Below are 25,413 nucleotides of genomic sequence, written 5' to 3'. Positions count from 1 at the left end.
ATTTTTTAAAGTTTTAATTTATAATATCCTGAAATAAGTTTCTTAATTAATTTATATAAATTTTGAGTGCCGTTCAATGCCAGTATAAAATATCATAGAAATTTAAACGTAAAAAAAGTAAAATATATTAAATTGTAATTATTAAAAAAAAATTATTTTTGCCCTGCGGTAGTGGTAACATCCTCTTCCTGGATATACTGTGTTCCTGATTCTATTATATCGCTTATTTCCTCTGTCCTGTAGCCAGACCTTATGGATATCAGATAGAATATAATGGCTACTATTATTACCACAACAAAGTCATATGGGTATGGAAGAGTATTTGTTCCCCCATAGTCTCCTTCTCCAAGGTATGATAAAAGCGTTAAGACCAGTATAAATCCAGGTACCCACCATCCAGCTTTGATATTTTCTTTCGTGAATACGTTCTCCACTTTGTGTGTTGCCAGTATGATCAGGTAAACCACAATGCCCAGGAATATTCCTATTGCTAGGTACGGTATTGTAGGCCATCCTGACCAGTATACTATAAGTGTGGCACCGATGAAAGCTATAGGGGCAAGTATTTTGGCAAATGGGAGTTTAAATGGCCTTTTCAGTGCATCCGCTTCCCTTCTCAACACCATCAATGCTGATCCTCCCACTATGTATGTGAATGCCGTGGCTCCGGTTATTAATCCTACAAGGGCATACCAGCTCGGGAATGGAGCAAGGAATATAATACCGATGATCACAGATAGTATTATCGGCAGAACAGGAACATGGGTCTTTTTGCTTACAACTGAAAGCTGTTTCGGGAAATATCCGATTTCAGCTAACCCGAACAGGGTTCTTGTTGAAGTTCCGGCGTATACATTAAGTGTACCGGCTGGAGATACGTATGCGTCTGCGTATAATACATAAGTCAGGACAACAAGTGCAAATATTCCAGAGCTTTTTGCAAGGAATGCAAATGGCGCTGCTACAACACTGGCTGCATATGTGGTGGGGGTTGATGATACAAGCCCGAACCATCCTCCGGCTGCTGCAAGTTTAGTTGGGTCTATAGCCCCTATAAAAACAACCTGCAGCAGGACATATACAACAATACCTGTCAGCACAGAGAAAATTGTTGCCCGCGGAATGGATTTCTGCGGCGTTTTTGCCTCTCCGCCATAATCAAGCGCCTGCCTGAATCCCAGGAACGAAAATACTATCCCATCCGTTGAAACAGCTTCAAATATTGTTGCGCTGTTGTTTCCTGGAAGGAATCCACCGAGTGCTGGTGAGGTGAAGTTTGAGGTGTGAAAAACAAGGAATGCAAGCATTACTATAGTTATTGAAGGTATTATTAATTTCCACCATGTCATACCTGTATTTGTTTTCCCCATTATCCTTACACCAGCGTAGTTTAATGCAAAGAAAGCAACTATGAGTATAGCGGCAAGCAATATTCCAAGTCCGGTTAAAAGGGCCACAGTCGCTGATGGATTTATGGGATTCGGAGCGCTATATGATAGCCCTTTAATATATGAACTCGCATATGTAATTACAGCCTCAGCTTCTATAGCTGGCACTGATACAGCCGAGAGGAAATAGGTCCACCCGAAAAACAATCCAGCTACTCCACCGTGCGAATAGTGACCATACCTGCTAATTGCTCCGGTCCTGGGTATCATGCTTCCAAGCTCAGCATAAACAAGAGCGATAAACAATACTATGACACCGCCAATAATCCATGATAGAATAGCGGCAGGTCCAGTAGTTCCTGCAGATGCTGCAGCAGCGAAAAGCCATCCTGAGCCAATTATGCCACCAAGGCTTAGGAAGTAAAGGTCCCATGTGTTTAATGCCTTCTTTAACCTCTTATCCTGCAGTTTACTATTGGCGATAACAGTTTTTTCTGATATTGAATCAGCCATGTGAGAATATTTAGCAGTTATATATAAATATTTCTTAATAAATTTCGAACATATACATAGGATGACACGGAATTTAGCAAGCAAATTTCCGAAATATTCATGGAAGAATACATTGTTTCTTGCATATCCACCGGTAATTTTATATTTAATCTAGAGAATGCTAATATAAAAGCTTAGAAATTATTATGTGCTTTAAAATACCAGAATTTCAATGTAATAGAGGATATTGCCAAAATTAATCCCACGGCATGTGCGGCCTATTTGCCTATACTCCGGTAAGATAAAGTGCATGCAATTGGATTATATTTATATCCCTGCATATGATTATGTATTATATATATGGATCATAAAATAGAAGATAATGGAGAAAATATTACGAGGGTTATTACACCCAATAAAAGAAAGGGAGAAATATACGGAATAGTTGAAAAATTATCCGGTGCATCACGCCTTACCGTTATGTGTGAGGATGGCTCAACAAGAAATTGCAGAATACCTGGCAAAATGAAAAAAAGGATGTGGATAAGGGAAGGCGACCTTGTTATTGTGAAACCATGGGATTTCCAGGATGAAAAGGGAGATATAATTTACAGGTACACAAGGACCCAGGCATTATACCTTAGCCGTAACAGGATGTTGCCAGAGATTATAGATGTATTCAATGAACGATAAAAGTGCACTGAAGCAATTAATTGAATCGGATGAATTTTCCAACAGGCTCAATCTTGATAGGAAAACATACGGCCTTGTATTTGACAGGAGAACGTTAAATGCTATTTATGAAGTTATTAAAAAATATGATATAGATTACATTGATTTTCCAATTTCCAGCGGCAAGGAATCACTGATCTTCAATGTTAAGTTAAGAAATGGGATTACCAGGGCGCTTAAAATTTATAAAATGTCTACATTAAAATTTTCCAATACCATGGAATATATAAAAGGTGATTACCGGTTTGATAAGGAAAAAATTAACCGGTCAAATCTTGTATTTGTGTGGGCACAAAAGGAGTTTACAAATCTTCAAAGCCTCAGGGATTCTGGAGTCCATGCACCTAAGCCCTATGGATTCTATAAAAATATACTTCTAATGTCCTATCTTGGGAGTTCTAAAGGGCCAGCATTGCAAATTAAAGATCTCAATGGAGGTTTTGATGAAATTTATGTTAAATTGAGGGAGGCTATATGGAAGATGTATAATAAAGCCGGCATAGTCCATGCTGATCTCAGCGAATATAATATATTATATTACAGAAATAACCCATATATCATAGATGTTGGGCAATCGGTGTCCACAAAACATCCTATGGCACTGGAGTTCCTGAAAAGGGATATAAAAAATATATCAACATTTTTTATTAAAAAAGGGGTTAAATGTGACCCTATAGAACTCTATAGTTATGTTAAAGGTGATACACATGCTTGAAATAGGAAATATTAAAGTCCCCTTTGCCAGAATAGGGGTGCTTATAGGAAAGGAAGGGACAGTAAAAGCTAAAATAGAAGAAGAAGGCAAAGCCAAACTGGATATTGATTCAGAAAATGCAATAGTTACCGTATACCAGAAAAATGATCCATTGAAGGCCCTGATGGCATTAAACGTTGTTCAGGCTATAGCAAGGGGTTTCAATCCGGAAAAAGCCATGCTCTTATTTGATGACAGTGTTCAACTCATAGTAATATCCATTAAGGAATTTGTAAACAAAGATGCCAAAAGGATAAAAGAAATACGTGGGAGGTTAATAGGAAAAGAGGGGCATACGAGGGAGATAATTGAAGAATTAACAGGAACATATATTTCTATAAGTGGAAATACTGTTTCAATACTGGGTGATTTTATATCAATTCAATATGCAAGGGAAGCGGTAAACATGATTTTGCAGGGAAGAAAGCACAAAACCGTATACTCTTATCTTGAAAAAAATGTCGGAGAATTAAAGTTCAGGAAGATGGAAGAAAGCTTCGGCGGGAGTTGAAATCGTTAAAGTTTATATTCTTTCTTGCAATACATAATTACAGCGGGGTAGGGTAGTCAGGAGATCCCGACGGGCTCATAACCCGTAGATCAATGGTTCAAATCCATTCCCCGCTATTGCAGTTTTCCTTGTCTATTTTTTCTATCATGGCTTCGAAATCAGAATTTCCTGTTAATGATACCTTATATCCAAGTGATTCCAGTGTGGAAGTAGTTATTTTCCCAATTGAATAAATTTTTTTGCCACCGGTATAGGTTCCAATAGTTTCTCTAAATATCCTCGCCTCCATAGATGATGTAACTAATATTCCATTGCAACTGGATGAAAGAAATGAGTCCTTTAATCCTGTATTTTCCAGCTGTATTACATCGTATACATGATATTCATGGTATTTTACACCCCTTCTGGTTAAAGATTCCCTGATAATATTATTGGATTCATTGCTTCTGAATAAGGCAATATCTGTATTTTCATACCCTGAAAGCAGGTCCAGTACCCCGTATGAATCTTTTACTGTTGGAACCTTTACATTTCCGGCATATTTTCTTATTATGCCCGCAGTTTTTTCCCCTATTGCTACAAAATCCGGATTTACTGTAAATTTATAATAATTTTTAAAAAATTCCATGGCTCCAAATGAACTTGTAAGCACTATTACCCCTGGCTTTGCCTGAATTAATTCCTTACCTATATTTTCATCAAAATTGCGTGCCTGGATGGAAGTGAGAGGTATATTCAATATATCTATGCATTGAGTTTTTACAGGCTTGAATTTAATTCCAGGCCGTGTAGTAATTATGTATTTAGAAGTATCCATAGTCACTTATCCCCTCTTTTATATGTTCTACAACAGAATCCAGGTTTTCCGCACTGAACACCATATCCCTGTGTTCATCAGAATCCAGTGAATAGAACCTTGTTTTTATTTTTCCATCTTTTGAAAGTATTCCAACGGGCATGGAACACCCTAGATTTAATGATGTAGCGATAAACCGTTCGTTCTTCATGTCTCTATATGTTTCTCTGTCATTGATTTCTCCAGATATAATGGAGGCGGGGGAATTGCTTTTTCCAACTATAGCAATTATACCCTGGTTCGGCGCTGGCAGGAATTGTTCTTCAGAGAGGATAAAATGTTCAATATCCAGTTTCATCCGTTTATAAGCAGCCATGGCAATGATGATGCCAGTGTATTTTTTTTCCGTATACTTTGATATCCTGGTATCAATATTTCCCCTGATATCTGATACAGTTATTTCTGGATTCACTGTCATGGCTTGCCTGATCCGCCGCATGCTGGATGTGCCTATTACCGAACCTGCTGTCATTTCTTCCAATGGTGTCCGTGAGATTAAAACGTCCCTGAAATCATCTCTTCCCGTTACTGCTGTGATTTCAAGCCCTTTCTGTATATTTGATGGAATGTCTTTTGCGCTGTGCACTGCAAGGTCAATCTCACCTTTCAGTACCCGTTCATTCAATTCATCCACAAAAACACCGGTAGAACTCATGCGATACAATGGAATATTTTTATTTGAGTCACCTGCAGATGTGTAGCTCTTTATGTTAACTTCATAACCTCTGGATTCCAGGGCATCTTTCACACTGTTTGCCTGTATCAGTGCAAGTTTGCTATTTCTTGTGCCAATTGTTACAGGCATTTCAACACCGATGAAAAGGCATCCACGGTAGATTCCAGATCAGTTTCTGAGTGGGCAAAACTTACAAACTCGGTTTCAAACTGGCTTGGAGGGAAAAATATGCCCTTCTCCAGTAACGTATGGAACATTTTATTGAATTTTTCTGTATCTGATGCTGTTGCTCCCTTGTAATCGGTCACCTTATTCTTATTGAAAAATATCTGGAACATGGAGTGGCATCTATTGATAGTCGCATCAATATTGTACTCAGATATCAATGAGTTAAGTTTTTCTTCAAGCCTGGCTGCATAGTTAGTTATGGCTGAATAATCCTTGCTCTTTAACTGGTCAAGAGTTGCAATTCCTGCAGCCATGGTCAAAGGATTCCCCGAAAACGTTCCCGCTTCGTATACATCACCCTGAGGGGCTACATGCGCCATAATATCTTCACGCCCGCCAAACATGCCTACAGGAGCGCCTCCCCCGATAATTTTTCCCATAGTGGTAAGATCAGGTTTTATTCCTGCAATGTCCTGATATCCCTTAAATCCGAATCTAAAGCCGGTTATTACTTCATCAAATATGAGCAGGGATGAATATTTCTCAGTTATTTCCCGTAGAGAGTTCAAAAAATCATTCTCCGGATTTATAACACCGATATTTCCAAGAACCGGTTCTGTAATTACCGCAGCAATTTCATTCCTGTGTTCTTTGAACAGCTTTTCAATGCTTTCAGCGTCATTGTATCTCCCAACAAGCACTGTTCTGGAAACTTCCTCCGGTACACCTGCAGAAGATGGAACTCCGAATGTCATGGTGCCACTGCCGGATTTTATCAGGGCATAGTCATGTGCACCGTGGTATCCGCCTTCCATTTTTACAATGTACTTTTTCCCCGTGAATCCTCTTGCCAGCCTTATGGCATGCATTGTGGCTTCAGTCCCGGAATTTGTAAATCTTAGCCTTTCAATGGAACCCACAGCATTCTTTATGGTTTTGCCAAGTTTTATTTCATTCTCACTTATAGAGCCAAATAAGATTCCTTTATCAACCTGTGATTTTATGTGATTGGAAACATCAGGGTTTGCATGCCCAAGTATCATAGGGCCGAATCCCAGGGAATAGTCTATGTATTCTTTTCCATTTACATCTAAAATTTTCGAACCATGCCCCTGGGCAAACATTACAGGTTCAGGTGAATAATATCTAACAGGTGAATTTACGCCCAGAGGGAACAGTTCCAGCGCTTCCTTAAATAATTCCGATGATCTCATGTATCTACATTCTTATTAAGGATTTATTTTTTTACGCAGCCTGGCTGAAAAACCACAATGTTTAAATATCTATTATCGATATCTAATTTAGATATCTATAAAAGATATCTGGTGATATATATGTATGGAAAAAGATACAGTGAAAAAGATGAAAAGGATTGCAATGGAATGAATGGTGAGATGGGGCATCGTATGGGAAATATGGGACACCACAGAATGGGTTCAGGAGAAAACAGGCGTGGAATGCATGGATTTGGATTGAAATATCTCATACTTAATATGGCTTCCAGTGAGGAGATAACAGGTGTGGATGTAATAGACAGAGTAGACCGGAGAACAGAAGGAAGATGGGTGCCATCACCCGGAGTCATATATCCTGCACTGAGAAAATTGTATGAAGAAGGCTATCTTGAAATGAGGGAAGACAACAATAAAAAATACTACAAGGCAACAGAGAAGGGAAAAGAGGTAGTAAAAGATACAATATTTCCGTGGAACCAGCGCAAGGAGGAAATAAACAGCATAGATACCATTCTGGAAAGAATGGAAGATTATGCACAGTTCATTATTGACAACTCCAGCAAATTGAATGACACGGAAAAGGACAGGATTAAAAAAATAAACAGCCAGCTTGGTACGTTCAAATAATATTATTTTAAAATTTATTAATTTATTTTAATTTTATTTCTGCTTAAACGCTTGAAGTGTTACGGCACCCTTTGCAAGGGATATTAAAAATATTATTAATTTTAACTCAATTTTTCAACAAGAAACGGAAGTGATTCCTCATACCTTGGCGTGTTGTAAAAATGGCCGCCATCAAACTCATTATACCTGTGGCTTATATTGAAATTTTCCATCTTTCTATGCAGAGACCTCATCCCCATATACAGGTTATATTCATCCTTAATCCCGACATCAAGATAAATTGCGTCGAGTTTTTTCAGGTTCTCAATATTATTATCTACATTTCTGGCAGGGTCAAAGCTGGACCAGCGGCCCCATATATCGTCACGGAACATGCCGGTTTTTCTATCGAATGGGAGGTCGAATCCAGATTCAGAATTATTATATGAATAAAAGGCCGACATGCCAATTATATTAAGTGTCCTTATTTCATTGTCGTTGAGGTCTTCTTTAAGGGATTTTTCGTTAACGTATTCATTTATATCTTTATCTCCAAGTTCCCTGTATGTAACCGGGATATCCGGAATATACACATATTCGAATCCGCTATCACCGAAATGGTCTGCAAATCCATTGATAATTTCTGGATTTCTTGCAGCCAGTGTATAAGCCCCGAATCCCCCGGAAGATTTTCCAAAAAGGGCAGTTTTCCCGGTTTTATACCTTTCTGAAATAAAAGGAATAATCTCTTTAATTATAAAATCCTCATAGTTGCCTGCGGCTGGAGAGTTCGTATACTGGTTAACATGATATTTTGTAGAAAAATCCGGGTTAATTATCACTGCATTGCCCAGCATATTTTTTTTGTATAACTTATTCAGTACCTGTGAAAAACGGTTATTCAACTTTGGCGTTCCGTTCAGCCCGGCAAGCTCTATTAGCAATGGTGCTCCGGGAACAAGCTCTTCTGGATGGAAGACAAGGATTTTCCGTTCATCAGGGTCTCCAAGTGCATTGTTTCTCAAAACTTTGCTTTTAATATCAACGAGTTCTGACTGTAAAGGCATATATAGGTATTACTGAAAAATATTTATTTTTAATTAAATCTTGCCGCAATTTATAAATCTTAAATTGTATGATTTAATCTACCTGCAATGGAAAGAAGTTGCATCAGGTTCAGCAAAATTTCTGCAGATGATGCCATAAAAAAGTATAGGGCACTGGGATTGCTTGACACTACTTACCATATTGAACAGGATGAAAATTATGTATACATTCCTCTTATCAGGCATATTGACGGATCTATCACGCATGACTTCAAGCCGCGTGAAGATGCATTTACAGTAATAGGAAAAAAACCTGGACGTAAGGGATTGAAAAATACAGGAGCTTCATATATCAGGCTTGGCAATTCAATCATATTCAAATCCAGCATAAGCCAGAAGGTTGCACATGAATATGCATCACGGTTAAAAGTTGACAATGTATATGTGGAGACCGGCAAAATTCAGGGAATTAAGAGGGAACCATCGCTCAAATTAATTTACGGGAATGGTGGGGAAACAGTGGTAAGGGAGTCTGAAGTTTCCTATATTATGGATTTGCAAAAAGTCATGTTTTCGCCAGGAAATATAAATACCAGAAGCAAAATGAAATTTATAGATTTTACAGGCATGATTATCCTTGATATGTTCTGTGGGATAGGGTACTTCTCACTGCAAATTTTAAAAAATAGCAGGCCTGCCAGAATGGTAATGTGCGATATTAACCCAGATTCCATACATTATCTAAAAAAGAATTTACAGGTGAACAGGATTAAATCAAAGGTAGATATATACACAGGAGATTCACGGGCAGTATTGCCAGCCATGCAGGCAGATTACATAATTATGGGCAATTTTAATTCTATTAATTTTATGGTAGCTGCACTTCTGCGTTCAAGGATTGGAACGCAGATTTCAATGCATTACCTCACCCCAACTGAGAGTATGAATAGCACTCAGGATGTCATTATAGATATTGCAAGGAAATTGGGTTATGTTATTGAATGCATTGAAAATACAAAGGTGAAATCTGTAGGGCCACATTATCAACACATGAATACTATATTTAATGTGACCCGGATACTATAAATAAACATTAATATGCATATATCTTATACAAATAAATGGAAAAGCATTTCGATAAAAAATTCATAAACATTGTTTCACTATTATTAAGGTCTTTGCTGTTGATAGCATTCGTTGCAGTTATTCTCCATATGTTTATAGGAATTTATTATTCAGTGGTGGGGGCAGTAAATTCACCATCTTCCATTGAAACCTACATATATTCTTTTATTGATATTATAGTAGAGGACTCCCTTCTTGCAGTTGTAATATTTGAAATATATGAAAGTGTTGTGGAATTTTTCCATGGTGAAGGTGATACTATCCTTTACATTATAAATGGTGCCATATCGTTCACTGCCAGGGAAATAATAGTGACTGTCTTTACCGTACATATTTTTAGGATTGTAAATGTCTACGAAATCATAGGATTTTCAATACTTATATTTGCACTGGTAGCCTCCAGGTATCTGCTTGTAATCTCCGGAGCAGGGAAAAATGAATTATGAAATATTCAGGGTTATAAATCATAAAAGTTATTATATTATTTTCTAATCACCATTTAGGATAATGATACATCCATTAAATTGGTGATAATAAATGGTTAACAATAATAGGTCAGGATATGTTCCCAAACCAATGGAAACATTGAAAAACTCACTTGAAAAGAACATCATGATAGATGTTAAGGGCAACAGAATGTACTCGGGTATACTGGAAGGATACGATATATACATGAATCTTGTGCTGAAAAATGCTACAGAGACTATAAACAATGAAAACAAGGGAACTTTCAGCATGATGCTATTGCGCGGAGACAATATAATTTTCGTGTCTCCACCGGGAGGTGAATAAAATGAGCAATGGAACAGCATCAATGGGGAAGGCTAATACTAAAAAGATTCACATAAGATGCAGGAGATGCGGCCATAACAGCTACAATGTCAGGGAAAAAAGGTGTTCTTACTGTGGATTTCCATCCCCCAGAATTAGACATTACAACTGGGCAAAAGCCAAGTGAAGAATGTGCTGTTGTCGGATATATAGGCAACAATGCATATACCAATATAATTTTTGCACTGAGGGCACTGCAGCATAGGGGGCAGGAGAGTTCAGGCATAGCTACTTTTGATGGAAAAATACATATAAAAAAGGGTATGGGTTTTGTATCCGAAGTGTTCAGGGATGAATTTTTAGAGGGGAGAATAGGAATAGGCCATAACAGGTATTCAACTGCAGGATCCAAGGGTGTTGAGAATGCAGGGCCATTTGTAATATCTTCCTCCATGGGATATATAGGCATATCCCATAATGGTGAGGTTACCAATGCACATGACCTGCGGGAAAAACTAAAAGAAAAGGGTTACATATTTTATAGCTCCAGCGATACAGAGGTTATGCTCACAGAAATTGTGAGTGAGATCAATAAATACGGCATCAGGGATGGGATTAAAAAAGCCATGCTGAAAATTAAGGGTGCCTATGCGCTGGCTATTCTTATCAATGATACATTATATGCTCTGAGAGACCCTTTCGGATTCAGGCCACTCATACTTGGAAAGAATAATGATGGATATATAGTGGCTTCTGAGAGTGCAGCAATTGACACGGTTTCCGGGAAGGTTATCCGGGATGTGAAACCGGGAGAATTAATAGAGATCAGGGAAACAGGCTACAGGAGCATATTTACCATAGAACATGAGAAATCACACTGTATGTTTGAATATGTATATTTTGCCAGGCCGGATAGCATAATTGACGGAAAGGAAGTTTTTGATGTCAGGTATAACATAGGCGTAAGGCTTGCAACTGAAAACCCTGTAAACGCCGATGTGGTTGTTCCGGTGCCTGACTCCGGAAGGTCACAGGCACTTGGGTATTCTGTATATTCTAAAATACCTTACAGTGAAGGGTTAATCAAGAATAGATACTCTGACAGGACTTTTATACTTCCTGACCAGGAATCAAGGTATAATGCAATTAAAATCAAACTTAATACCATTAAATCCGTGATAAACGGAAAAAGGGTTGTTCTGGTAGATGACAGCATTGTGCGGGGCAACACAATGAGGCATATCATAGGAATTCTGAGAAAAGACGGAGCTACCGAAGTCCATGTCCGTGTGGGTTCACCACCGATAATAGCCCCATGTTATTTTGGTGTTGATATGAAAACCAAGGATGATTTCATTGCAAACAACAATTCAATAGAAGATATTAGAAAGGAAATAGGTGCTGACTCCCTCGCCTACATATCAATAGAAGGGTTAAAAGAGAGCATAGGGATGAATGAGTTATGCCTGGGATGCCTTACCGGAATATACCCTGATGACATACCGGAAGGAGCAAAGCCAAATTACACCTGAATATTCATTTTCTTTTTAATTTCATTTACCATTCCTTCAGTATCTCCATCTGTTTTAAAAAAATCCATTTTCAATGTTATTGCCATCTTATTTGCTATTGCCCTGGCAACCTTTCCACGCTGGTTTGGTGGCAATGCAGAAAGCCCGGGATAGTTAAAAATAATTCCATGTTTAGGTGGTGGTGTGCCCTTCCTCATATGGTTAAAAAAAGCTTTTTCTGCACCAAGTATTTGTAGGGTTCCAGCCGGGTATTTCACAAGATTTTCCAGGCTGCCAGATTTAAGAAGAAAGTCAAGTGCAAGTGTTTTCCCTATCAATGATACTGTATGTGGCATGTATTTTTCTATTTCATTGCCCAGATAATTGTCCAGATAAGACCTGAAGCTACACATATTGATTCCCATCTCAGCGGCCGCATTATCCACATCCTGCAATCCTGCATTTTTTAATTTTGAGAAATAAAGGCAGGGATCATTGTTATATTTTATATCAAGCAAAGTGTATATTGAAACAAGCTTCTCCAGATACAGGTTAATTATTTCCTCTAATTCCTTTTTAACAGAATAAACTTTTATGATGTACTGATCGTGGGAAAATTCAGAATTTATTCTTTCTTTTTCGAATTTTAGAAGGATTTCCCTTAAATCCGGGATTTTTTCTGAACATGTCTCTTCCGTTTCCGGGATTATCCCTTGCCTCAGGCTTTCTAATATGTTCATGTAATCTTTTTGCAGGTTTCTGTACAGGTATATTTTTTTGTCTATTATTTTTCCGTACCACATTATTTTCTCCATATTTATCACTCAATATTCCATCAAGGTCCACTGCCTTAAGGTCATTTAAACTGTCCACGAGCATTGTGCCAAAGGCAAGCAGCTCATTATCACCAGAGTATATAGCAACACGGCTTCCCTTGTGTATATCCCCTATCAGGGCTTTTATTCCGGAAGGGTATATATCCGAACCGTGCATAATATTTTTTATTGCCGTATTTTTCACGACAACCTTTGGAGAATCGGCGAAAACGAAATCCATAGGGATTACCATATTGTCAAACAATGATGTGTCTCCCTGTTTTTTTAAAACTACTGAATCGCTGAGTTCCTGCAGGGTGTGTATATGCGATTCATTAAACTGCCCTGTTGAAAGCCTTCTCAAATCCGCCATCTGGGCCCCTGTACCAATTACATAGCCCATATCCGTACATAATGTCCGTATATATGTCCCTGACTCACATTTAACCCTGAAAAGTATTAATTTTTCCTGAATTTCCAGTACATCCATATTATATATTGTCCTTTCCCTGACTTGCCTTGAAACTGCTGACCTCACAGGGGGCAACTGGTAAATCTTCCCGGTGAATTCTTTAAACACCTTCATTATATTATCTGTATCAGCAGTGGAGTAAAGCCTCATAACAGATATATATTCTTTTGGCCTTTCGTGTACTATATCTATCAGTTTTGTGGCCTTTCCAAGTGCCATTACAAGGACACCGGATACATTCGGGTCCAGTGTACCTATATGGCCCACTCTTTTTTCACCTGTGATTTCCCTGACCCATGCATCGATCTGGTGGCTGGTCGGGCCCTTCGGCTTGTCTATCACGATAAAACCGTTTATTTCTTCCGGGGTTGAATTTGAAGCATACATAGATTATAGTTTATTATAAACCTGATTTTAACCTTTGTTTTTATCAGGTTCGAATTTATTGTAAAAGTCTACTATATCGTTAACAATATTCTCAGGAGATATATGGTCTGTGTCTATTATATAGTCATAGTTTGTAAAAACCCGGTAATCTATTCCATAGAAAATCATATATCTTAAAAACTCTGACCTTGCCCGCGTCATTATTCCAGCCCTATCTACTCCTTTGTCTCTGCTGGCTAATCGATCAACTCTGGTGGCAATATCTGTGTTCAAATAAATTTTAATAGCATTTATATTATTCTTATATGCCATATATCCCGATAATCTTGATTCAAGTATAATATCGTCATTATGCTGCATGAATTCAACAATCATCCTATCTTCTTCTTTATCAATTTCAGGATGATGCTCCGCATAATTGCTAAAGTCAATTAGATCCATGTTATATTCTTCAGCTTTCTTCCTGAAAAAATAACCGCCAGAAAAAAATTTATAATTTAAACTGGAAGCCAGCAATTTGCCAACTGTAGTTTTGCCTGATCCTGATTCTCCGCTGATTGTTATTATCATAGTGAACGCGCTGAGTCATCATCCAATTTTCTTAGTTTGTATGTAAAGTCCACAAATTTCATAATACTGGTAACGAAGTATCCTACAGCAAGGTTTCCAAGTGTGTATAGTGCCATCCACAGTGGCATAATATATATTTTTGATGTAACTATGTTAAGATTTAAATCCCAGGGCATTGAAACATACTGGTAGTGTATTGTAAGCATAAAGACGTATAGCCATATAAATATCAGGAAAAAGAATATTTCTGTGACCATAAGTGGTTTCATTGTATTCATTGAAAGTGCAGCCTGGTCCATCTGCCTCTGCATTGACAATTTCTGTAATTTCTGCTGCCTTGCACGATCTCCAGACCTGTACGCTTCCCTCATAGCTTTCTGGTATGCCTTACTAATCATCTGTGTTTTTCCCATTTTCAGCCAATCAGTGAAGAAATACCTTGGTATTGAAGATATAAGACCCAGAACTATTCCGGTAAGCATTAAAGTCAAAATCGGCAGTTCGTAATTAAAACCTAATAATGGCATAAAAACATAATTAAGGTAGTGCCCCAGAGGATTTCTTATTGATGGATCACTGATAATGAATATTAACCCGAGACCTGCGAACATGAAAACAAACTCTATCATCATGAACTTAGTCATCTGCGGATTCTGTGCTGGCCTATTATTTCCCTGTTGCATATTATAAACCTCTCAAAATAGCCTCTGCTGCTATCTCTGGATGATTGTCTGGATTGTATATATACTTTATTGTGGCCCCAGAGTATACAGAATATGCTGCGGCATAATACCTGTTAACCTGCTGGTGTTCTTCTATGTCATTGATAGTATCTTCATCCCTGCTTCTTGTGGAATCATTGTCACGGCGCCGCTTAATTTCTGCAGGAGTTGATTCAATGAGAAAGTATGACGACACCATCAGTTCATTAAGAACCCATGCTGGCAACCCCGGAAGGTAACCTGCAGGAGATTTTATTGACATGTGTGTGTCGATAATGATATTATCCATCTTTCCCAGCTGGTTGGATGTTTTTTTCTGAAGATTTCTCTGAGTATCCACATCGAGCCTTCTTATATCATCTCTGGATTTGACCAGATCAAGGTCTCTGGCCATGTCAAACATAAGTGACCCGAAATTGATAATTTCGTACATAGACTTCTTTGAAACCATATCAAGTATTGTAGATTTTCCTACACCCGGTATTCCTGAAATAACTACTCTCATTTTTATCCACCATTGAAGAACTGTCTTATCAGAGGATGCATTTCCATAAGCTGTTCCCTTCCCATTGCTTCATAGAACTGGATTACTATTCCCACGGCCAGAAGCAAGCCGGTTCCACTGGTATCACCTACCGTCCCGATAAGGTCTGCAGCCCCCGCAAGGATACCAACTATAGCACCACTGAATATGGTTATGGCTGGTATATATTTGCTAAGCACCTTTGCCATTATACGGGGGTCTCTTCTGAAACCCGGTATCTGCATGCCACTGGACCGTATCTGTTTCGCAACTGCATCTGGACCCATGTTGGTTGTTTCAATCCAGAATTTTGCGAAGAGTATACTGAATCCGACCAGGAACACCATAAATACCACAATATGTATTAATTCCTCCACAGGCGTGTGACCCAATAACACGCTTTGAGATACAGATGGTTGCAATATGGGGAACAACCAGTCCGATAAGCCGTTAGGCGTATACAGATAATACGCGAGACCTCCGGTGGGAGTTGTGCTGGATATTCCCAACGCAGAGATCTGCGCAGCACTTGCATACGAACCTAAGAGATGGCTATGCCCCAGTATAGGAATTTTACTCAAGACCGGACTATCCCAGAACAGAAGTGTCCACATTGAGATATTTGCCAGCAGGGCAGTCGCAAGTATTACCGGTATGTTAGATGCATATAAAAGCTGCAAAGGATACCGTCCCCGTGCTCCCCGCACCCGTTCATGCGCTATAGGCAATTCTATCTTGCTACTCTGGAAGAATGCAACCACAAAGAATATAAGCAGGGTTCCAACCAGTGCAATCATAGGATTTGGCTGTGCGAAAAGAATCTGCTCCATTCCTGTATTTGTTAGATATGAACCGGGAGCATTGATAAACAGGTAAAGTGCCTTTGGTATTGCTCCGGCAGGAGGATTAGATAATGATAATGGAGAAGTTATAGTTGATGGAATCCAGTTAAATGTGCCGGTAAACAACTGCTGTGACACACCTGCTGCTATAAAGAGCGAAATTCCAGAACCTATACCGTATTTTGATACTACTTCATCCATCAGAAATACAAGGTATGATCCAAAGAATAGCTGCAATATAATTATTGATTGTGCCAGAAACTCACCGTATCCAGGAACAACATGGGCTATGTTTGAGACAAGCCCTGCATCAGGTACCAGAAATCCAAAGGCCTGGGGTATAGCTTCAACAAATATCATTATTATTACCAGAAGTTTCTGGAAACCCTGATAAATAGCCTTATCACTGGAATCACTCAGATCCAGGTTAAATATTTTTGCTCCGGCGAAAAGCTGCATTACTATACTGGCTGTGACTATTGGGCCTATGCCAAGATCCATTAATGAACCTGATGCACCGGCGAATATTGCCCTGAATGAAGCAAAAACATCCACTGTTTTCGATGTGTTTAATCCATATATGTAGATATTCGTTAGTGCAAAATATATCAGCACTACTACAGCAGTCCACATCAATTTATATTTAAACGGTACGTGTCCCTTAGCCTTCTTAATTGCAGGCAACTTTGCGGTAAGATTTTCCAGCCCATATAGCCTGCTCTTCTTCGGTCCTTTATAACTCAATAACAGGTATGCAATAATAAATAATGGGGATGATAACAAGCCCAGTATGAACAGCTTTAGTCCTGTATAATGAGAAAAATAATAAAATACAACAATAAAAAGAGCGAATATGAATATTACTGGGATAGCCGCTCCCTTATTTCTACGGATTTCAGTCATGTTCTATCGTGATACCATGATTGGAAAGCTTATTAATAGATTTTTCGGTAGCCTTGGGAATTTTGATTTTGCATTTGATCTCAAAATTTCCGCTTGCTAGTAATTTTGTGTATCCAGCACTTTCCAGGTCTATAACGTCATTTTCTACATATCCGCTGGCTTTGAGCACTTCATACCTATCATTCAGCTGTCTGAGTGTTATAGGATTTTCATATGTAGTTGAATGGCTTGTAAATCCATGGACACCGTAATGGTTCTTGTCGTGAATGATCAGCCATATTTTCTTATGCCCGCCAAGCCCGGCCATACCGCTTCCTCCACGCTTTCCTTTTCCTCTTCCGGATTTCATGCCTCTGCCATAATGGCCTCCTCTTAATTTTTTAGTTTTTGTCCTTACCATTTAAATCTACCCCTGGAACAATCATGCGCCTAATAAGGTTATTAATCTTGCTGCCCCTGTAACCTGCAGAACCATTCTGATGGAATGGCTTCTGTATTGCTTCATAACCGCCCTTTGGCGGATTGAGCCTTATTACAGGTTTTACATCAGGAAGGTCTTTTATCTTTACTTTGTTTTCTGACAAAGCCTTTGCCAGCTCTTCTATAGAAGAGTAACCGGATGATTTTAGATAATCTTCCGTCAATTTTTTCCTTCCATTAAGGAGTACCCTTTCCTTAAGAAGCAACTCAAGGGTTTCAGTGTCAACCTCCCCCCATGTTACATAATCTTTGACCCTGTTCAACATACCGTTTAAACTTTCAGATTCTTGAAACAGAACCATATGGTTAATCCTGTTAAGGTTCAGCAGTTCAGCCGTTTTCCCTGCAAATGGCTTTATGCCAGTGCTTCCTCTAATTCTTATTATTGCTATCATGTTCTATTCCTCCTACGTATATGGGCGTTGTTAGATTAATCTGCGAATTCATCTTCATCGATACAGTTTTCTTAAGTGCATCAAATGTTGCAAGTGCATAATTTACTGTTGTTTTTGTGTGGCCTGATGCGAATCCCCATGCATCTTCTATTCCTGCCATCTTAAGTATAATTTTCACTACATCACCGACAGCAAGCCCGACTCCCTGGGGGGCTGACTTTAATTTAACCACAACTGAACCTGATTTTCCAATGATTTCAAATGGGAGTGAATGTGGCCTTCCACATCCGCATTCCCATGATCCACACCCTCTTTTAATTTCTATGATATTTGTTTTTGCATTGTTAATTGCTTTTCTTATTGCTGGAGCAGCTTCCTTTGCCTTGCCCCTTCCGATACCAACATATCCATTTCCGTTGCCTACTACTGCAGTAATTGAGTAATTCATTCTTCTCCCGGAGTCAGTCATCCTCTGGGCTCTCTCTATGTTAATTACCTCATCCTGCAGATCAGGAATTAGATAATCAACTATTTGATATTCCTGAAGTGGAAGCTTTGTATGTAAAGCATCTCCTATACTCTGAATTTCGTTATTTGCAACCAGCCTTCCAAGTTCCGTCTTCGGAATCCATTCTTCATCCATAATTATTCACCTTTTTTAACGTATTTTGAAATATCCACCTTATTTTTGAGATGTTCACCATTTATCCTGGATTCGTCAGGGAATACATCCTCGCTGGCAGGTATTTCTATCCCGGAATCAACTATTCCCTTCAATGCTGCAGCTAATCGGCCTCCGTGTATAAATTTATACCTTCCTGTATCAAATATTGCTGATTCTATTCCCTTTTCTGCTGCCTTTTTGCCTGCAAGGTAGCCGGCAAGGTACATAGCCTGAATGTTATTGCCATATACTCCGTATTCCTTTTGCAGTGTCTTGTCTGTAACAGTAACCTTTACCAGGTCTCCAGAAGGGCTGTAATCAACAAATTCAATCATGAGTCCTTTATTTGTTGGCCTTACAACTGCACGTGTCACGTTTGACTTTAATAATCTGTATCGTTTCTGGTAGTCTGTTATGCCCAGATTTCTTCTTTTAAGTACTGGTGTCGTTTTCATGTTTATCCTCCTTTATCAATGATTCCGTTTTAAGGTGAGAAACAAGCTGTGCCCTTGAAGAGAAAGACCCGCTCTTTATGGTTCTGTAATATTTGCGGTATGTTGTTTTATCGATTGATTCTTTCTCTTTTAAGGTTTTCAGTTCATCTCTTAAAGCCCTTATGGTTGTTATCCATCTTCTCTTTCTTGGATATCTCGCATATTTTGTTCCTCTGACAGAACCCGGACCCCTTCTTCTGCCTTTGGTTAGCTGGTTTATTCTTTTCTTCAGTCTCTGATTTGAATGGTTCTTCTTATCCCTTCTCTGTATTATATTAAGGCCTATCAGTTTCTTTATATCCTCACGGGATGTTGCATCCAGTACCCTATCAAGATTATTTGTATCTATCCAGACTCTGGATATGCCAACCTTAAGCTCATCTGCTGATATTTCCTTAACGCTGGACATTTTCATTTGACCACCCTATTAAATATGTGTATGCCGAGATTATCAGCTTCAGATTCTATATCTATTCTTTTTCTGTATCCAACAGAAGATGCAATTCTTGCACCTTCCAGATCAGGATTTATTTTAGACAGTTCATTTACATTGTGTACAAGAACTTCCCTGAATCCTGATGGATGAAGGCCCCTTACAGCTCTCGGGGTTCTATACCCGGGGCCGACTACAGGAGACCTGTACCCTAGATGTGTTCTGAGCTTTGAATGCTTTCCTCTCGGTCTTCTCCATGAATCATCAAATTTCTTATACCTGAACCATTCCTGCCTGTGGAATTCTACTCTTCTTCTATTTACTTCATTTTTTTTCTTTAATAGTACTTTCTGTTCCTTAGTTAATAAGGGCTTATAACTCATCCGGATTCACCCCCTTAAGCAGATATATTCCATCCTGGAACACACGGGCATCGAAATGTTTTATATAAGTTGCTCTTTCTATATTAGCAGCTGTATCCCCCATGTCCCTCTTGTCAATGCCTTCAATAATTACACGGTCCCCCTTTACCGATACCTTGCAATTTTTGATCTTTGCAATTCTCGGGGCTTTCCCGCCCAGGAAGTTTTCAACGTGCAGTTCATTTCCACGTACTGAAACCCTCATAGGGAAATGGGTGAAATCTATTTTCATTTCATATTTGAACCCATTGGACACACCGTGAAAAACAAGTTTTAGTTCGGAATACCATGTTCCTATGATTCCGTTTGTGAACTTGTTTTCCTTGCTAACCGCTATTATTATTGAATTTTCCTTTTTGTATACCTTTACGTATTTATCCCTGAAATTCCTTGAGGCTTCCCCAAGTTTTCCCTTAACATTAATGACAGTGCCATCAATGTCTAAACTTATTCCTTCAGGTATTTTTAATTCCATTTTATCTTTCCAATTTACCATTCATTCCACCTCTCAGTAAACATAGGCCAGCAATTTTCCACCTATCCCAAATTTCCTGGCTTCAAGGTGGCTCATAACACCCTTAGTGGTAGTAAGTATTATTATGCCGAAATCCTGTGCGGGTAGATATCTTGATTCATATCTTCCTATGCTAGATCTTGTAACAGATAGCCTTGGCTTTATTACACCACAGTTATTTATTGTATCGCTAAGGACAACACTGAATTTGCCACCTCTTTCTTCTTCTATTACCTCAAAGCTCTTTATGTAGTTGTAATCCTGCATCACTTTAAGGACACGCCCTATGATTCTCGAAGCGGGGCTTATGGTTATCTCGTTTTCACCTATTCTCGAGGCCATCTTTATGGTATTTATTACATCATTTAACGGATCACTTTTCATTAATATCACCTCAACTGTATTTACGGAAACCGATCTTCTCAGCCGTTTCCCTGAAACATTGCCTGCACATTCTGATACCATATCTTCTTACCAGACCTCTTTTCCTTCCACATCTGACGCATCCCTGAGAATGCCCGAAATTCTTTTTTGGTTGTAATTTTACCTGCATTGATATTACCTCACAATCTGAGCGTTGAAGTTCTCCTCAAGAAACTGTATTGTTTCTTCCTTTGATATTCCTATGCTTCTTGGTATACTCTTGGGTGCAATCCTTCTGCGTGGCAATCTGTATCCGCCTGCCCGTTTAAGTATTATAGCGATATCCATTCCGAATATTCCTATATCCGGATCATATTTCATGCCTTTGAAATCTGTATAATCTGTTATCCCGAAATAGGCATTTCCCTGCTTATCAAAGGAGTACACAGGAATTTTATAGTCCTTCGCATAAAATGCTTCTTTCAGGAATTTATAAGCATCATCTTTCCTGAGGGTGACCTTTGCGCCTATGTTGAGCCCTTTCCTTATGTTGAAATCCCTTATTGTTTTCTTAGCACTTGTAATCACGGGTTTATGGCCCGTCAATAATTCTATAACCTTGGTTGCTTTTGTAAGCCTCTCGCCGGCTGCACCAACACCAATATTTATTACTACTTTGTCTATGGCGATTTTCCTCATCGGGTTATCTGTTTTACTCATCATTTGATATCACCTCTATTTCCGGTGTTTTAAAGGTATACTTGGGCGTGCCTACGACAAACATATAATCTTTTATTGTTGAAAAGCCCTCGTTAAGATATACCATATTCTTAACTGATGATTTTTTTACCTCGATAGATTTTATAGTGGCAAGTTCGCCAACGTGTGAACCACCGGTGATAAACACTTTATCTCCTTCAGCTATTTTCAGCACATTTTCTATTTCAAGGTCAGGTATCTTCATTAATAGGACATCGGAAGTGTTTATGTCTTTTCTATCGGTAACTATTGTTTTTCCATCATGGAAACCAAGCTGTATTTTCCCTGTACCTATAATAGTTTTTTTAACAACTTTAAATAATTTCAATCCTTTGTTGCCAGGGGCATTCTGGCGAATTACAAGTTTGCCCTTCCTGTCATAAACAATTATATAGTCATTTTCCAGTGTATCTATTGAAAGAACATCCATGAATCCAACAGGAAATCTTCTATCTTTAACTATCCTGCCATCGACTTTTACCATATTGTTATTCAGTATCCTGGTAATTTCACGTTCCTTATCCCCGAGTTTAAGGTAATCCCTTAAAGCAATAAGCATCGGAATGGAATCCTCCTTGCTATGGGTGGCTGGAGTCGGAGTAACTGACCAGAAATTTGTTTTTCTTGGAATTTTCAGTTTTCTCGAAGCCATCATTATTTTAGTTTTCATTATCATCATCCTCTTTTATATCGTCTGTTTCTTCAGTGTCACTATTATCTTCCTCAAGTTCGTCCCCGTTATCTTCTGGAAGGTCAATAGTTTCGCCACTGCTTTCTCCTACATCAACTGGCTCAGATTCTACCGGTGTTGCTTCCGACTCCGCCGGTTTTTCTGGTTCAGGCGTTGGAAGGTTTCTCCTGGCTGTTATTTCTTTAATCTTGTTAAATCTGCCTTCTATTGAAAGATCCAGTTTGGTGACCACAAGATTGCTGTGGTCAATATAATACTCAACCTGTTTTCCATCGGCCTTGGCAATTGTTATGCCCTCTATTGCTATCTTCTTAGTTTTATGGCTGACACCTATAACCTTGCCACTCTCGCCTTTCCTTGAACCTGATACTATCTTTACTATATCTCCTTTAACGACCGGGAAACGGCGGATGCCATATTTCTTCTTCAGATCGCGATTCAGAGACACATTTATTTTTGTATTTAACATTATAATACCTCACACTATAGTTGACGCAATTGCGGCAATTCTTGGCCATCTCTCTGCGGCTTCCCTGGCAACAGGGCCTTTAATTTCTGATCCCCTTACTTCCCCTTCCGGGGTTACAAGCACAGCAGCATTATCTTCAAACTCGATAATATTGCCATCTGCCCTTCTATATGGCCTTCTCTGCCTCACAACAACTGCATAGACGACCTTTGCCCTCATTTCCGGTGTTCCTTTTCTAACACTGGCAATAAATAGGGTACCGACACCAGCAGCTGGTATTCTTCTAGCCACAGTATGCAAATCTTTAACCCCTATGAGGCTAATCATTTTAGCCCCTGTATTATCAGCACATGGAATAACAGCCCCGAGAGGCAGCCCCCTTGATTCATTTCCTGAAATACCCTTCATTTAGTTCACCCTTTCTATAACCACAAAATCTATGGTTTTTGCCAGTTTCCTGCATTCAGCAGCCTTAACGCTGTCACCAACTTTTACGTCTATACAGTCTGGAAGATGAGCATGGTATTTGGTAAATTTTGTTATATACCTCTCATATTTTTTAACATATACCTTGGCTTCCCTCCGTATTACAACACTACGCTTCATTTTGACTGAAACAACCTTGCCCTCCAGTATTTGACCATGGACAGGAAGTTCACCGTGAAATGGGCAATTAATATCATTGCATTCCTTTTCAGGTGGTTTCACATCTATTCCTATATTATTCATCTTGATTCGTACCCCCTTAATTTTTTATATATTTTTCTTTTCTCCTTTGTTCTATCTTCAGGCTTTATTAATATGGCATCTCCATTAATATCGTAATGTGCACCTTCATTGAATTCGATTCCAAATATGGTGCCTGATTTCTGTATGCTGCATATTTTAGACCCATTCCATATATACATCATGTTTTTTGTTTCGTCAATTAATTTGCCTTTAATGCCTACATTTTTAATGTTATGTGAATTTTTTACCGTTATATTTTTGCCGATAAATTCCATTAAATAGACTTCATTTGCATTCATGCCATCTGCACCTTGAATCCCATGCTTTCCAGTTCCTTTTTCATAACATCGCGATGGTCCCCCTGCAATTCAATACTCCTACCATCTTTGACCGTTCCGCCTGAGGCAGCTTTCTTTTTTAATGTTTTTGCGATGTCGTTTATGTTCTCTGTTTTCGGATCAATACCATCTATAACAGTTACAAGCTTTCCATACCTTCTTTTATCTACACTTATTTTAATAAGCTCACTGTCACGGTTAAATCCTTCCCATGGTTGCAGTTCTTTTGGCATTCCTGTGAAATCTTTATCTTTCATTCTCTTTTTTCCTCCATAACAGTAAGTATCCTTGCAATCTGCTTTTTTATAGAGTGCATTGTGCCCGGGCTTGCTGGAGCACCACCCATAGCTATAGCTGATCTCTCTTTCAAAAGGGATTCCTTTAAGGCCTTAAGTTTCTCATTTATTTCCTCATCGGACATTGCCCTTAATTCCTTAGCTTTTAGTTCCATCTTCCTCTACCTCTTTACTTTCTTCTGGCATCGATTTTTTATCGGGTACTGGTATTTTTCTTTCTGTGTTTATTGATATCTCATCCGGTAAATGGTAATCCTGCCTTAGCAGCCTTACGTAAATTCCTATGGCACCGGTTTTAAGCATTGCAACTGAGTACCCGGTTATGACACCAGCCCTTGCAGGTTCACCCGAATATTTAATTTCTCCATACATAAACTTCTGGGTTCTTGCTCTCTCTCCAGATATCTTTCCACCGATCCTGATTAATACTCCCCTTGCGTGTTGATCAATTATTCTCCTCAATGTGGTATTTCCTGCTTTTCTGTAATTCCACCCCTTTTCAAGGGAAAGTGCTATTTTTTTAGAAATAACCTGCGGGTTAAGATCAGCGTTCTCTACCTCCTTTACCTCGATCTGGGGAGATTCTAAACCATATTTGGTCTCCAGAATGCTGGTCATTGCCTTGATTTTAGATCCGTGCCTGCCGATAACAAGCCCTGGCCTGTTAACATAGAGCGTTATATTGGTTCCGAAAGGGGTACGCTTCATATCCATACCACCGAAACCGGCACTATCGTTCTCTGATTGCAGGTATTCAGTAACCAGCAGTTTTTTAATATTGTCACTTACAAATTTTTTCTCCTTCATCATATCACTCCTTTTCATTTTCTATTACGACTATATCAAGATTGATCAGATCTTTGAAATTCGCACCTGCCCTGCCGTATGCTTTGGGAGTGAATTTCTTAATCATCCTTCCCTTAGATGCGGAGATATGGAATATTTTTAAATCATCTGTTAAGCCTTTAAATTCGGCATTTGCTGATACATCATCAAGCAATTTCTGGAATGATTTGACCGCCTTTACAGGATATCTTCCAGGACCTATGCCTTTCCTGTGTGACACGGAATCAAGGTACCTGAAATAGGGCACAGCCATTTTCTTCTCAACAACAAGGTTAAGGGCATTTTTTGCTGCCTCAAGATCCATATTTCTGATGAAATGGGCTACGTTAACTGCATCCTTCAGAGATATATCGGTCTCTTTAACCTGTGCTCTAGCATGCTTTTCCGGCATTTTATCAATACTGTATCCTTTCAT

39 protein-coding genes and 1 tRNA gene are annotated in these 25,413 nt (G+C 38.8%); 10 read left to right on the top strand and 30 right to left on the bottom strand.

The annotated features are described in order from the left end of the window. Positions 1-152: 152 nt before the first annotated feature. Positions 153-1,901, bottom strand: a complete 1,749-nt coding sequence (locus tag FACI_RS05835) for an APC family permease (RefSeq protein WP_009887206.1) — start codon at positions 1,899-1,901, stop codon at positions 153-155. Positions 1,902-2,240: 339 nt separating this feature from the next. Here FACI_RS05835 and eif1A point away from each other — a divergent pair, with 339 nt between their 5' ends. The 4 genes from eif1A (at position 2,241) to FACI_RS05815 (ending at position 3,993) form a co-directional block, all read left to right on the top strand. After that, on the top strand, positions 2,241-2,573 hold the full coding sequence (gene eif1A, locus FACI_RS05830; RefSeq protein ID WP_009887205.1) for a translation initiation factor eIF-1A: 333 nt from the start codon (positions 2,241-2,243) through the stop codon (positions 2,571-2,573). Further along, on the top strand, positions 2,563-3,327 hold the full coding sequence (locus tag FACI_RS05825; RefSeq protein WP_009887204.1) for a serine protein kinase RIO: 765 nt from the start codon (positions 2,563-2,565) through the stop codon (positions 3,325-3,327). The genes eif1A and FACI_RS05825 overlap by 11 nt, the downstream gene beginning before the upstream one ends. Then, a complete protein-coding gene (locus FACI_RS05820) occupies positions 3,320-3,877 on the top strand; it encodes a KH domain-containing protein (RefSeq protein WP_009887203.1) in 558 nt (185 codons plus the stop codon). The genes FACI_RS05825 and FACI_RS05820 overlap by 8 nt, the downstream gene beginning before the upstream one ends. Positions 3,878-3,918: 41 nt before the next feature. Then, positions 3,919-3,993, top strand: a tRNA-Met gene (locus FACI_RS05815). Here FACI_RS05815 and FACI_RS09980 read toward each other — a convergent pair. The 3 genes from FACI_RS09980 to hemL are packed head-to-tail and all read right to left on the bottom strand — an operon-like array spanning position 3,975 to position 6,791. Further along, entirely contained in the window at positions 3,975-4,694 is a 720-nt protein-coding gene (locus tag FACI_RS09980; RefSeq protein ID WP_009887202.1) for a uroporphyrinogen-III synthase, read from the bottom strand. The genes FACI_RS05815 and FACI_RS09980 overlap by 19 nt on opposite strands. After that, the gene (gene hemC / locus FACI_RS05810; RefSeq protein WP_009887201.1) at positions 4,681-5,538 is read right to left on the bottom strand and encodes a hydroxymethylbilane synthase; all 858 of its coding nucleotides are present in this window, start codon (positions 5,536-5,538) and stop codon (positions 4,681-4,683) included. The genes FACI_RS09980 and hemC overlap by 14 nt, the downstream gene beginning before the upstream one ends. Next, the gene (gene hemL, locus FACI_RS05805) at positions 5,529-6,791 is read right to left on the bottom strand and encodes a glutamate-1-semialdehyde 2,1-aminomutase (protein WP_009887200.1); all 1,263 of its coding nucleotides are present in this window, start codon (positions 6,789-6,791) and stop codon (positions 5,529-5,531) included. Before hemL ends, hemC begins: the two co-directional genes overlap by 10 nt. Before the next feature lie 120 nt (positions 6,792-6,911). On the opposite strand from hemL, the gene FACI_RS05800 reads away from it, so the two are divergent. Continuing rightward, complete coding sequence (locus FACI_RS05800; RefSeq protein ID WP_019841607.1) at positions 6,912-7,439, top strand: PadR family transcriptional regulator; 528 nt, start codon at positions 6,912-6,914, stop codon at positions 7,437-7,439. Between the two features lie 101 nt (positions 7,440-7,540). Here FACI_RS05800 and FACI_RS05795 read toward each other — a convergent pair whose 3' ends face one another. After that, positions 7,541-8,485, bottom strand: a complete 945-nt coding sequence (locus tag FACI_RS05795; protein ID WP_009887198.1) for an alpha/beta hydrolase-fold protein — start codon at positions 8,483-8,485, stop codon at positions 7,541-7,543. Between the two features lie 87 nt (positions 8,486-8,572). Here FACI_RS05795 and FACI_RS09800 point away from each other — a divergent pair, with 87 nt between their 5' ends. From FACI_RS09800 to purF, 5 genes are all read left to right on the top strand, one after another. Continuing rightward, a complete protein-coding gene (locus tag FACI_RS09800) occupies positions 8,573-9,550 on the top strand; it encodes a class I SAM-dependent methyltransferase (protein ID WP_009887197.1) in 978 nt (325 codons plus the stop codon). Positions 9,551-9,585: 35 nt separating this feature from the next. Beyond that, positions 9,586-10,035 carry a phosphate-starvation-inducible PsiE family protein gene (locus FACI_RS05785; protein ID WP_009887196.1) on the top strand — a complete coding sequence of 150 codons (450 nt, stop codon included), beginning with the start codon at positions 9,586-9,588 and terminating at the stop codon, positions 10,033-10,035. Positions 10,036-10,126: 91 nt separating this feature from the next. After that, a complete protein-coding gene (locus tag FACI_RS05780) occupies positions 10,127-10,381 on the top strand; it encodes an LSM domain-containing protein (protein ID WP_009887195.1) in 255 nt (84 codons plus the stop codon). Position 10,382: 1 nt separating this feature from the next. Continuing rightward, positions 10,383-10,547 carry a 50S ribosomal protein L37e gene (locus tag FACI_RS09975; RefSeq protein ID WP_009887194.1) on the top strand — a complete coding sequence of 55 codons (165 nt, stop codon included), beginning with the start codon at positions 10,383-10,385 and terminating at the stop codon, positions 10,545-10,547. Then, positions 10,468-11,892, top strand: coding sequence for an amidophosphoribosyltransferase (gene purF / locus FACI_RS05775; RefSeq protein ID WP_009887193.1), 1,425 nt, complete (start codon positions 10,468-10,470; stop codon positions 11,890-11,892). The genes FACI_RS09975 and purF overlap by 80 nt, the downstream gene beginning before the upstream one ends. Here the strand turns inward: purF and FACI_RS10390 are convergent. Genes FACI_RS10390 through FACI_RS05655 form a run of 25 tightly spaced genes read right to left on the bottom strand, consistent with a single transcriptional unit; the run spans position 11,883 to position 25,413 of the window. Then, on the bottom strand, positions 11,883-12,605 hold the full coding sequence (locus FACI_RS10390; RefSeq protein ID WP_236940637.1) for an NOP5/NOP56 family protein: 723 nt from the start codon (positions 12,603-12,605) through the stop codon (positions 11,883-11,885). The two genes, purF and FACI_RS10390, sit on opposite strands and share 10 nt — an antisense overlap. Further along, on the bottom strand, positions 12,490-13,545 hold the full coding sequence (locus FACI_RS05765; RefSeq protein WP_009887191.1) for an RNA-guided pseudouridylation complex pseudouridine synthase subunit Cbf5: 1,056 nt from the start codon (positions 13,543-13,545) through the stop codon (positions 12,490-12,492). Before FACI_RS05765 ends, FACI_RS10390 begins: the two co-directional genes overlap by 116 nt. A gap of 27 nt (positions 13,546-13,572) precedes the next feature. Beyond that, on the bottom strand, positions 13,573-14,115 hold the full coding sequence (gene cmk / locus FACI_RS05760; RefSeq protein ID WP_009887190.1) for a (d)CMP kinase: 543 nt from the start codon (positions 14,113-14,115) through the stop codon (positions 13,573-13,575). Next, positions 14,112-14,798, bottom strand: a complete 687-nt coding sequence (locus FACI_RS05755) for a DUF106 domain-containing protein (RefSeq protein WP_009887189.1) — start codon at positions 14,796-14,798, stop codon at positions 14,112-14,114. The genes cmk and FACI_RS05755 overlap by 4 nt, the downstream gene beginning before the upstream one ends. Position 14,799: 1 nt before the next feature. Further along, a complete protein-coding gene (locus tag FACI_RS05750; RefSeq protein ID WP_009887188.1) occupies positions 14,800-15,342 on the bottom strand; it encodes an adenylate kinase in 543 nt (180 codons plus the stop codon). 2 nt (positions 15,343-15,344) lie between these two features. Continuing rightward, positions 15,345-17,105, bottom strand: coding sequence for a preprotein translocase subunit SecY (gene secY / locus FACI_RS05745; RefSeq protein WP_009887187.1), 1,761 nt, complete (start codon positions 17,103-17,105; stop codon positions 15,345-15,347). Then, a complete protein-coding gene (locus FACI_RS05740) occupies positions 17,098-17,505 on the bottom strand; it encodes an uL15 family ribosomal protein (RefSeq protein WP_009887186.1) in 408 nt (135 codons plus the stop codon). Before FACI_RS05740 ends, secY begins: the two co-directional genes overlap by 8 nt. Beyond that, on the bottom strand, positions 17,486-17,980 hold the full coding sequence (locus FACI_RS05735) for a 50S ribosomal protein L30 (protein ID WP_009887185.1): 495 nt from the start codon (positions 17,978-17,980) through the stop codon (positions 17,486-17,488). Before FACI_RS05735 ends, FACI_RS05740 begins: the two co-directional genes overlap by 20 nt. Further along, positions 17,958-18,623 (bottom strand): 30S ribosomal protein S5, encoded by a 666-nt coding sequence (locus FACI_RS05730; RefSeq protein ID WP_009887184.1) that lies wholly within the window; start codon positions 18,621-18,623, stop codon positions 17,958-17,960. The genes FACI_RS05735 and FACI_RS05730 overlap by 23 nt, the downstream gene beginning before the upstream one ends. Positions 18,624-18,625: 2 nt before the next feature. Next, the gene (locus FACI_RS05725; protein ID WP_009887183.1) at positions 18,626-19,099 is read right to left on the bottom strand and encodes a 50S ribosomal protein L18; all 474 of its coding nucleotides are present in this window, start codon (positions 19,097-19,099) and stop codon (positions 18,626-18,628) included. Beyond that, positions 19,077-19,553: a 50S ribosomal protein L19e gene (locus tag FACI_RS05720; protein WP_009887182.1), complete on the bottom strand. Its 477-nt coding sequence runs from the start codon at positions 19,551-19,553 to the stop codon at positions 19,077-19,079. Before FACI_RS05720 ends, FACI_RS05725 begins: the two co-directional genes overlap by 23 nt. Continuing rightward, positions 19,550-19,954, bottom strand: a complete 405-nt coding sequence (locus FACI_RS05715; RefSeq protein ID WP_009887181.1) for a 50S ribosomal protein L32e — start codon at positions 19,952-19,954, stop codon at positions 19,550-19,552. Before FACI_RS05715 ends, FACI_RS05720 begins: the two co-directional genes overlap by 4 nt. Next, positions 19,944-20,489, bottom strand: a complete 546-nt coding sequence (locus tag FACI_RS05710) for a 50S ribosomal protein L6 (protein WP_009887180.1) — start codon at positions 20,487-20,489, stop codon at positions 19,944-19,946. The genes FACI_RS05715 and FACI_RS05710 overlap by 11 nt, the downstream gene beginning before the upstream one ends. Before the next feature lie 12 nt (positions 20,490-20,501). Further along, the gene (locus tag FACI_RS05705) at positions 20,502-20,891 is read right to left on the bottom strand and encodes a 30S ribosomal protein S8 (RefSeq protein ID WP_048074184.1); all 390 of its coding nucleotides are present in this window, start codon (positions 20,889-20,891) and stop codon (positions 20,502-20,504) included. Positions 20,892-20,901: 10 nt separating this feature from the next. Continuing rightward, positions 20,902-21,060 (bottom strand): 30S ribosomal protein S14, encoded by a 159-nt coding sequence (locus FACI_RS09965; RefSeq protein WP_009887178.1) that lies wholly within the window; start codon positions 21,058-21,060, stop codon positions 20,902-20,904. A 5-nt stretch (positions 21,061-21,065) separates the two neighbouring features. Continuing rightward, entirely contained in the window at positions 21,066-21,593 is a 528-nt protein-coding gene (locus FACI_RS05700) for a 50S ribosomal protein L5 (RefSeq protein WP_009887177.1), read from the bottom strand. Continuing rightward, a complete protein-coding gene (locus FACI_RS05695) occupies positions 21,583-22,299 on the bottom strand; it encodes a 30S ribosomal protein S4e (RefSeq protein WP_019841601.1) in 717 nt (238 codons plus the stop codon). Before FACI_RS05695 ends, FACI_RS05700 begins: the two co-directional genes overlap by 11 nt. After that, entirely contained in the window at positions 22,289-22,789 is a 501-nt protein-coding gene (rplX, locus tag FACI_RS05690) for a 50S ribosomal protein L24 (RefSeq protein ID WP_009887175.1), read from the bottom strand. The genes FACI_RS05695 and rplX overlap by 11 nt, the downstream gene beginning before the upstream one ends. Positions 22,790-22,798: 9 nt before the next feature. Beyond that, complete coding sequence (gene rpl14p / locus FACI_RS05685; RefSeq protein ID WP_009887174.1) at positions 22,799-23,197, bottom strand: 50S ribosomal protein L14; 399 nt, start codon at positions 23,195-23,197, stop codon at positions 22,799-22,801. Beyond that, positions 23,198-23,518, bottom strand: coding sequence for a 30S ribosomal protein S17 (locus tag FACI_RS05680; RefSeq protein ID WP_009887173.1), 321 nt, complete (start codon positions 23,516-23,518; stop codon positions 23,198-23,200). Beyond that, entirely contained in the window at positions 23,515-23,817 is a 303-nt protein-coding gene (locus FACI_RS05675; RefSeq protein ID WP_009887172.1) for a ribonuclease P protein component 1, read from the bottom strand. The genes FACI_RS05680 and FACI_RS05675 overlap by 4 nt, the downstream gene beginning before the upstream one ends. Beyond that, on the bottom strand, positions 23,814-24,113 hold the full coding sequence (gene yciH, locus FACI_RS05670; protein ID WP_009887171.1) for a translation initiation factor: 300 nt from the start codon (positions 24,111-24,113) through the stop codon (positions 23,814-23,816). The genes FACI_RS05675 and yciH overlap by 4 nt, the downstream gene beginning before the upstream one ends. Continuing rightward, entirely contained in the window at positions 24,110-24,307 is a 198-nt protein-coding gene (gene rpmC / locus FACI_RS05665) for a 50S ribosomal protein L29 (protein WP_009887170.1), read from the bottom strand. Before rpmC ends, yciH begins: the two co-directional genes overlap by 4 nt. Further along, complete coding sequence (locus tag FACI_RS05660; RefSeq protein WP_019841600.1) at positions 24,291-24,959, bottom strand: 30S ribosomal protein S3; 669 nt, start codon at positions 24,957-24,959, stop codon at positions 24,291-24,293. Before FACI_RS05660 ends, rpmC begins: the two co-directional genes overlap by 17 nt. A 4-nt stretch (positions 24,960-24,963) precedes the next feature. Continuing rightward, positions 24,964-25,413 carry a 50S ribosomal protein L22 gene (locus tag FACI_RS05655; protein WP_009887168.1) on the bottom strand — a complete coding sequence of 150 codons (450 nt, stop codon included), beginning with the start codon at positions 25,411-25,413 and terminating at the stop codon, positions 24,964-24,966.

Origin of the sequence: Ferroplasma acidarmanus Fer1, from assembly GCF_000152265.2 — an archaeon.
Classification (GTDB): domain Archaea; phylum Thermoplasmatota; class Thermoplasmata; order Thermoplasmatales; family Thermoplasmataceae; genus Ferroplasma; species Ferroplasma acidiphilum.
This window is presented reverse-complemented; position numbering and strand designations above follow the sequence as displayed.

What these genes read in the sequence shown, in the direction of transcription:
- FACI_RS05835 (WP_009887206.1), bottom strand. Translation starts at nt 1,901, where the DNA reads ATGGCTGATTCAATATCAGAAAAAACTGTTATCGCCAATAGTAAACTG.
- eif1A (WP_009887205.1), top strand. Translation starts at nt 2,241, where the DNA reads ATGGATCATAAAATAGAAGATAATGGAGAAAATATTACGAGGGTTATT.
- FACI_RS05825 (WP_009887204.1), top strand. Translation starts at nt 2,563, where the DNA reads ATGAACGATAAAAGTGCACTGAAGCAATTAATTGAATCGGATGAATTT.
- FACI_RS05820 (WP_009887203.1), top strand. Translation starts at nt 3,320, where the DNA reads ATGCTTGAAATAGGAAATATTAAAGTCCCCTTTGCCAGAATAGGGGTG.
- FACI_RS09980 (WP_009887202.1), bottom strand. Translation starts at nt 4,694, where the DNA reads ATGGATACTTCTAAATACATAATTACTACACGGCCTGGAATTAAATTC.
- hemC (WP_009887201.1), bottom strand. Translation starts at nt 5,538, where the DNA reads ATGCCTGTAACAATTGGCACAAGAAATAGCAAACTTGCACTGATACAG.
- hemL (WP_009887200.1), bottom strand. Translation starts at nt 6,791, where the DNA reads ATGAGATCATCGGAATTATTTAAGGAAGCGCTGGAACTGTTCCCTCTG.
- FACI_RS05800 (WP_019841607.1), top strand. Translation starts at nt 6,912, where the DNA reads ATGTATGGAAAAAGATACAGTGAAAAAGATGAAAAGGATTGCAATGGA.
- FACI_RS05795 (WP_009887198.1), bottom strand. Translation starts at nt 8,485, where the DNA reads ATGCCTTTACAGTCAGAACTCGTTGATATTAAAAGCAAAGTTTTGAGA.
- FACI_RS09800 (WP_009887197.1), top strand. Translation starts at nt 8,573, where the DNA reads ATGGAAAGAAGTTGCATCAGGTTCAGCAAAATTTCTGCAGATGATGCC.
- FACI_RS05785 (WP_009887196.1), top strand. Translation starts at nt 9,586, where the DNA reads ATGGAAAAGCATTTCGATAAAAAATTCATAAACATTGTTTCACTATTA.
- FACI_RS05780 (WP_009887195.1), top strand. Translation starts at nt 10,127, where the DNA reads ATGGTTAACAATAATAGGTCAGGATATGTTCCCAAACCAATGGAAACA.
- FACI_RS09975 (WP_009887194.1), top strand. Translation starts at nt 10,383, where the DNA reads ATGAGCAATGGAACAGCATCAATGGGGAAGGCTAATACTAAAAAGATT.
- purF (WP_009887193.1), top strand. Translation starts at nt 10,468, where the DNA reads ATGTCAGGGAAAAAAGGTGTTCTTACTGTGGATTTCCATCCCCCAGAA.
- FACI_RS05765 (WP_009887191.1), bottom strand. Translation starts at nt 13,545, where the DNA reads ATGTATGCTTCAAATTCAACCCCGGAAGAAATAAACGGTTTTATCGTG.
- cmk (WP_009887190.1), bottom strand. Translation starts at nt 14,115, where the DNA reads ATGATAATAACAATCAGCGGAGAATCAGGATCAGGCAAAACTACAGTT.
- FACI_RS05755 (WP_009887189.1), bottom strand. Translation starts at nt 14,798, where the DNA reads ATGCAACAGGGAAATAATAGGCCAGCACAGAATCCGCAGATGACTAAG.
- FACI_RS05750 (WP_009887188.1), bottom strand. Translation starts at nt 15,342, where the DNA reads ATGAGAGTAGTTATTTCAGGAATACCGGGTGTAGGAAAATCTACAATA.
- secY (WP_009887187.1), bottom strand. Translation starts at nt 17,105, where the DNA reads ATGACTGAAATCCGTAGAAATAAGGGAGCGGCTATCCCAGTAATATTC.
- FACI_RS05740 (WP_009887186.1), bottom strand. Translation starts at nt 17,505, where the DNA reads ATGGTAAGGACAAAAACTAAAAAATTAAGAGGAGGCCATTATGGCAGA.
- FACI_RS05735 (WP_009887185.1), bottom strand. Translation starts at nt 17,980, where the DNA reads ATGATAGCAATAATAAGAATTAGAGGAAGCACTGGCATAAAGCCATTT.
- FACI_RS05730 (WP_009887184.1), bottom strand. Translation starts at nt 18,623, where the DNA reads ATGGATGAAGAATGGATTCCGAAGACGGAACTTGGAAGGCTGGTTGCA.
- FACI_RS05725 (WP_009887183.1), bottom strand. Translation starts at nt 19,099, where the DNA reads ATGAAAACGACACCAGTACTTAAAAGAAGAAATCTGGGCATAACAGAC.
- FACI_RS05720 (WP_009887182.1), bottom strand. Translation starts at nt 19,553, where the DNA reads ATGAAAATGTCCAGCGTTAAGGAAATATCAGCAGATGAGCTTAAGGTT.
- FACI_RS05715 (WP_009887181.1), bottom strand. Translation starts at nt 19,954, where the DNA reads ATGAGTTATAAGCCCTTATTAACTAAGGAACAGAAAGTACTATTAAAG.
- FACI_RS05710 (WP_009887180.1), bottom strand. Translation starts at nt 20,489, where the DNA reads ATGGTAAATTGGAAAGATAAAATGGAATTAAAAATACCTGAAGGAATA.
- FACI_RS05705 (WP_048074184.1), bottom strand. Translation starts at nt 20,891, where the DNA reads ATGAAAAGTGATCCGTTAAATGATGTAATAAATACCATAAAGATGGCC.
- FACI_RS09965 (WP_009887178.1), bottom strand. Translation starts at nt 21,060, where the DNA reads ATGCAGGTAAAATTACAACCAAAAAAGAATTTCGGGCATTCTCAGGGA.
- FACI_RS05700 (WP_009887177.1), bottom strand. Translation starts at nt 21,593, where the DNA reads ATGATGAGTAAAACAGATAACCCGATGAGGAAAATCGCCATAGACAAA.
- FACI_RS05695 (WP_019841601.1), bottom strand. Translation starts at nt 22,299, where the DNA reads ATGAAAACTAAAATAATGATGGCTTCGAGAAAACTGAAAATTCCAAGA.
- rplX (WP_009887175.1), bottom strand. Translation starts at nt 22,789, where the DNA reads ATGTTAAATACAAAAATAAATGTGTCTCTGAATCGCGATCTGAAGAAG.
- rpl14p (WP_009887174.1), bottom strand. Translation starts at nt 23,197, where the DNA reads ATGAAGGGTATTTCAGGAAATGAATCAAGGGGGCTGCCTCTCGGGGCT.
- FACI_RS05680 (WP_009887173.1), bottom strand. Translation starts at nt 23,518, where the DNA reads ATGAATAATATAGGAATAGATGTGAAACCACCTGAAAAGGAATGCAAT.
- FACI_RS05675 (WP_009887172.1), bottom strand. Translation starts at nt 23,817, where the DNA reads ATGAATGCAAATGAAGTCTATTTAATGGAATTTATCGGCAAAAATATA.
- yciH (WP_009887171.1), bottom strand. Translation starts at nt 24,113, where the DNA reads ATGAAAGATAAAGATTTCACAGGAATGCCAAAAGAACTGCAACCATGG.
- rpmC (WP_009887170.1), bottom strand. Translation starts at nt 24,307, where the DNA reads ATGGAACTAAAAGCTAAGGAATTAAGGGCAATGTCCGATGAGGAAATA.
- FACI_RS05660 (WP_019841600.1), bottom strand. Translation starts at nt 24,959, where the DNA reads ATGAAGGAGAAAAAATTTGTAAGTGACAATATTAAAAAACTGCTGGTT.
- FACI_RS05655 (WP_009887168.1), bottom strand. Translation starts at nt 25,413, where the DNA reads ATGAAAGGATACAGTATTGATAAAATGCCGGAAAAGCATGCTAGAGCA.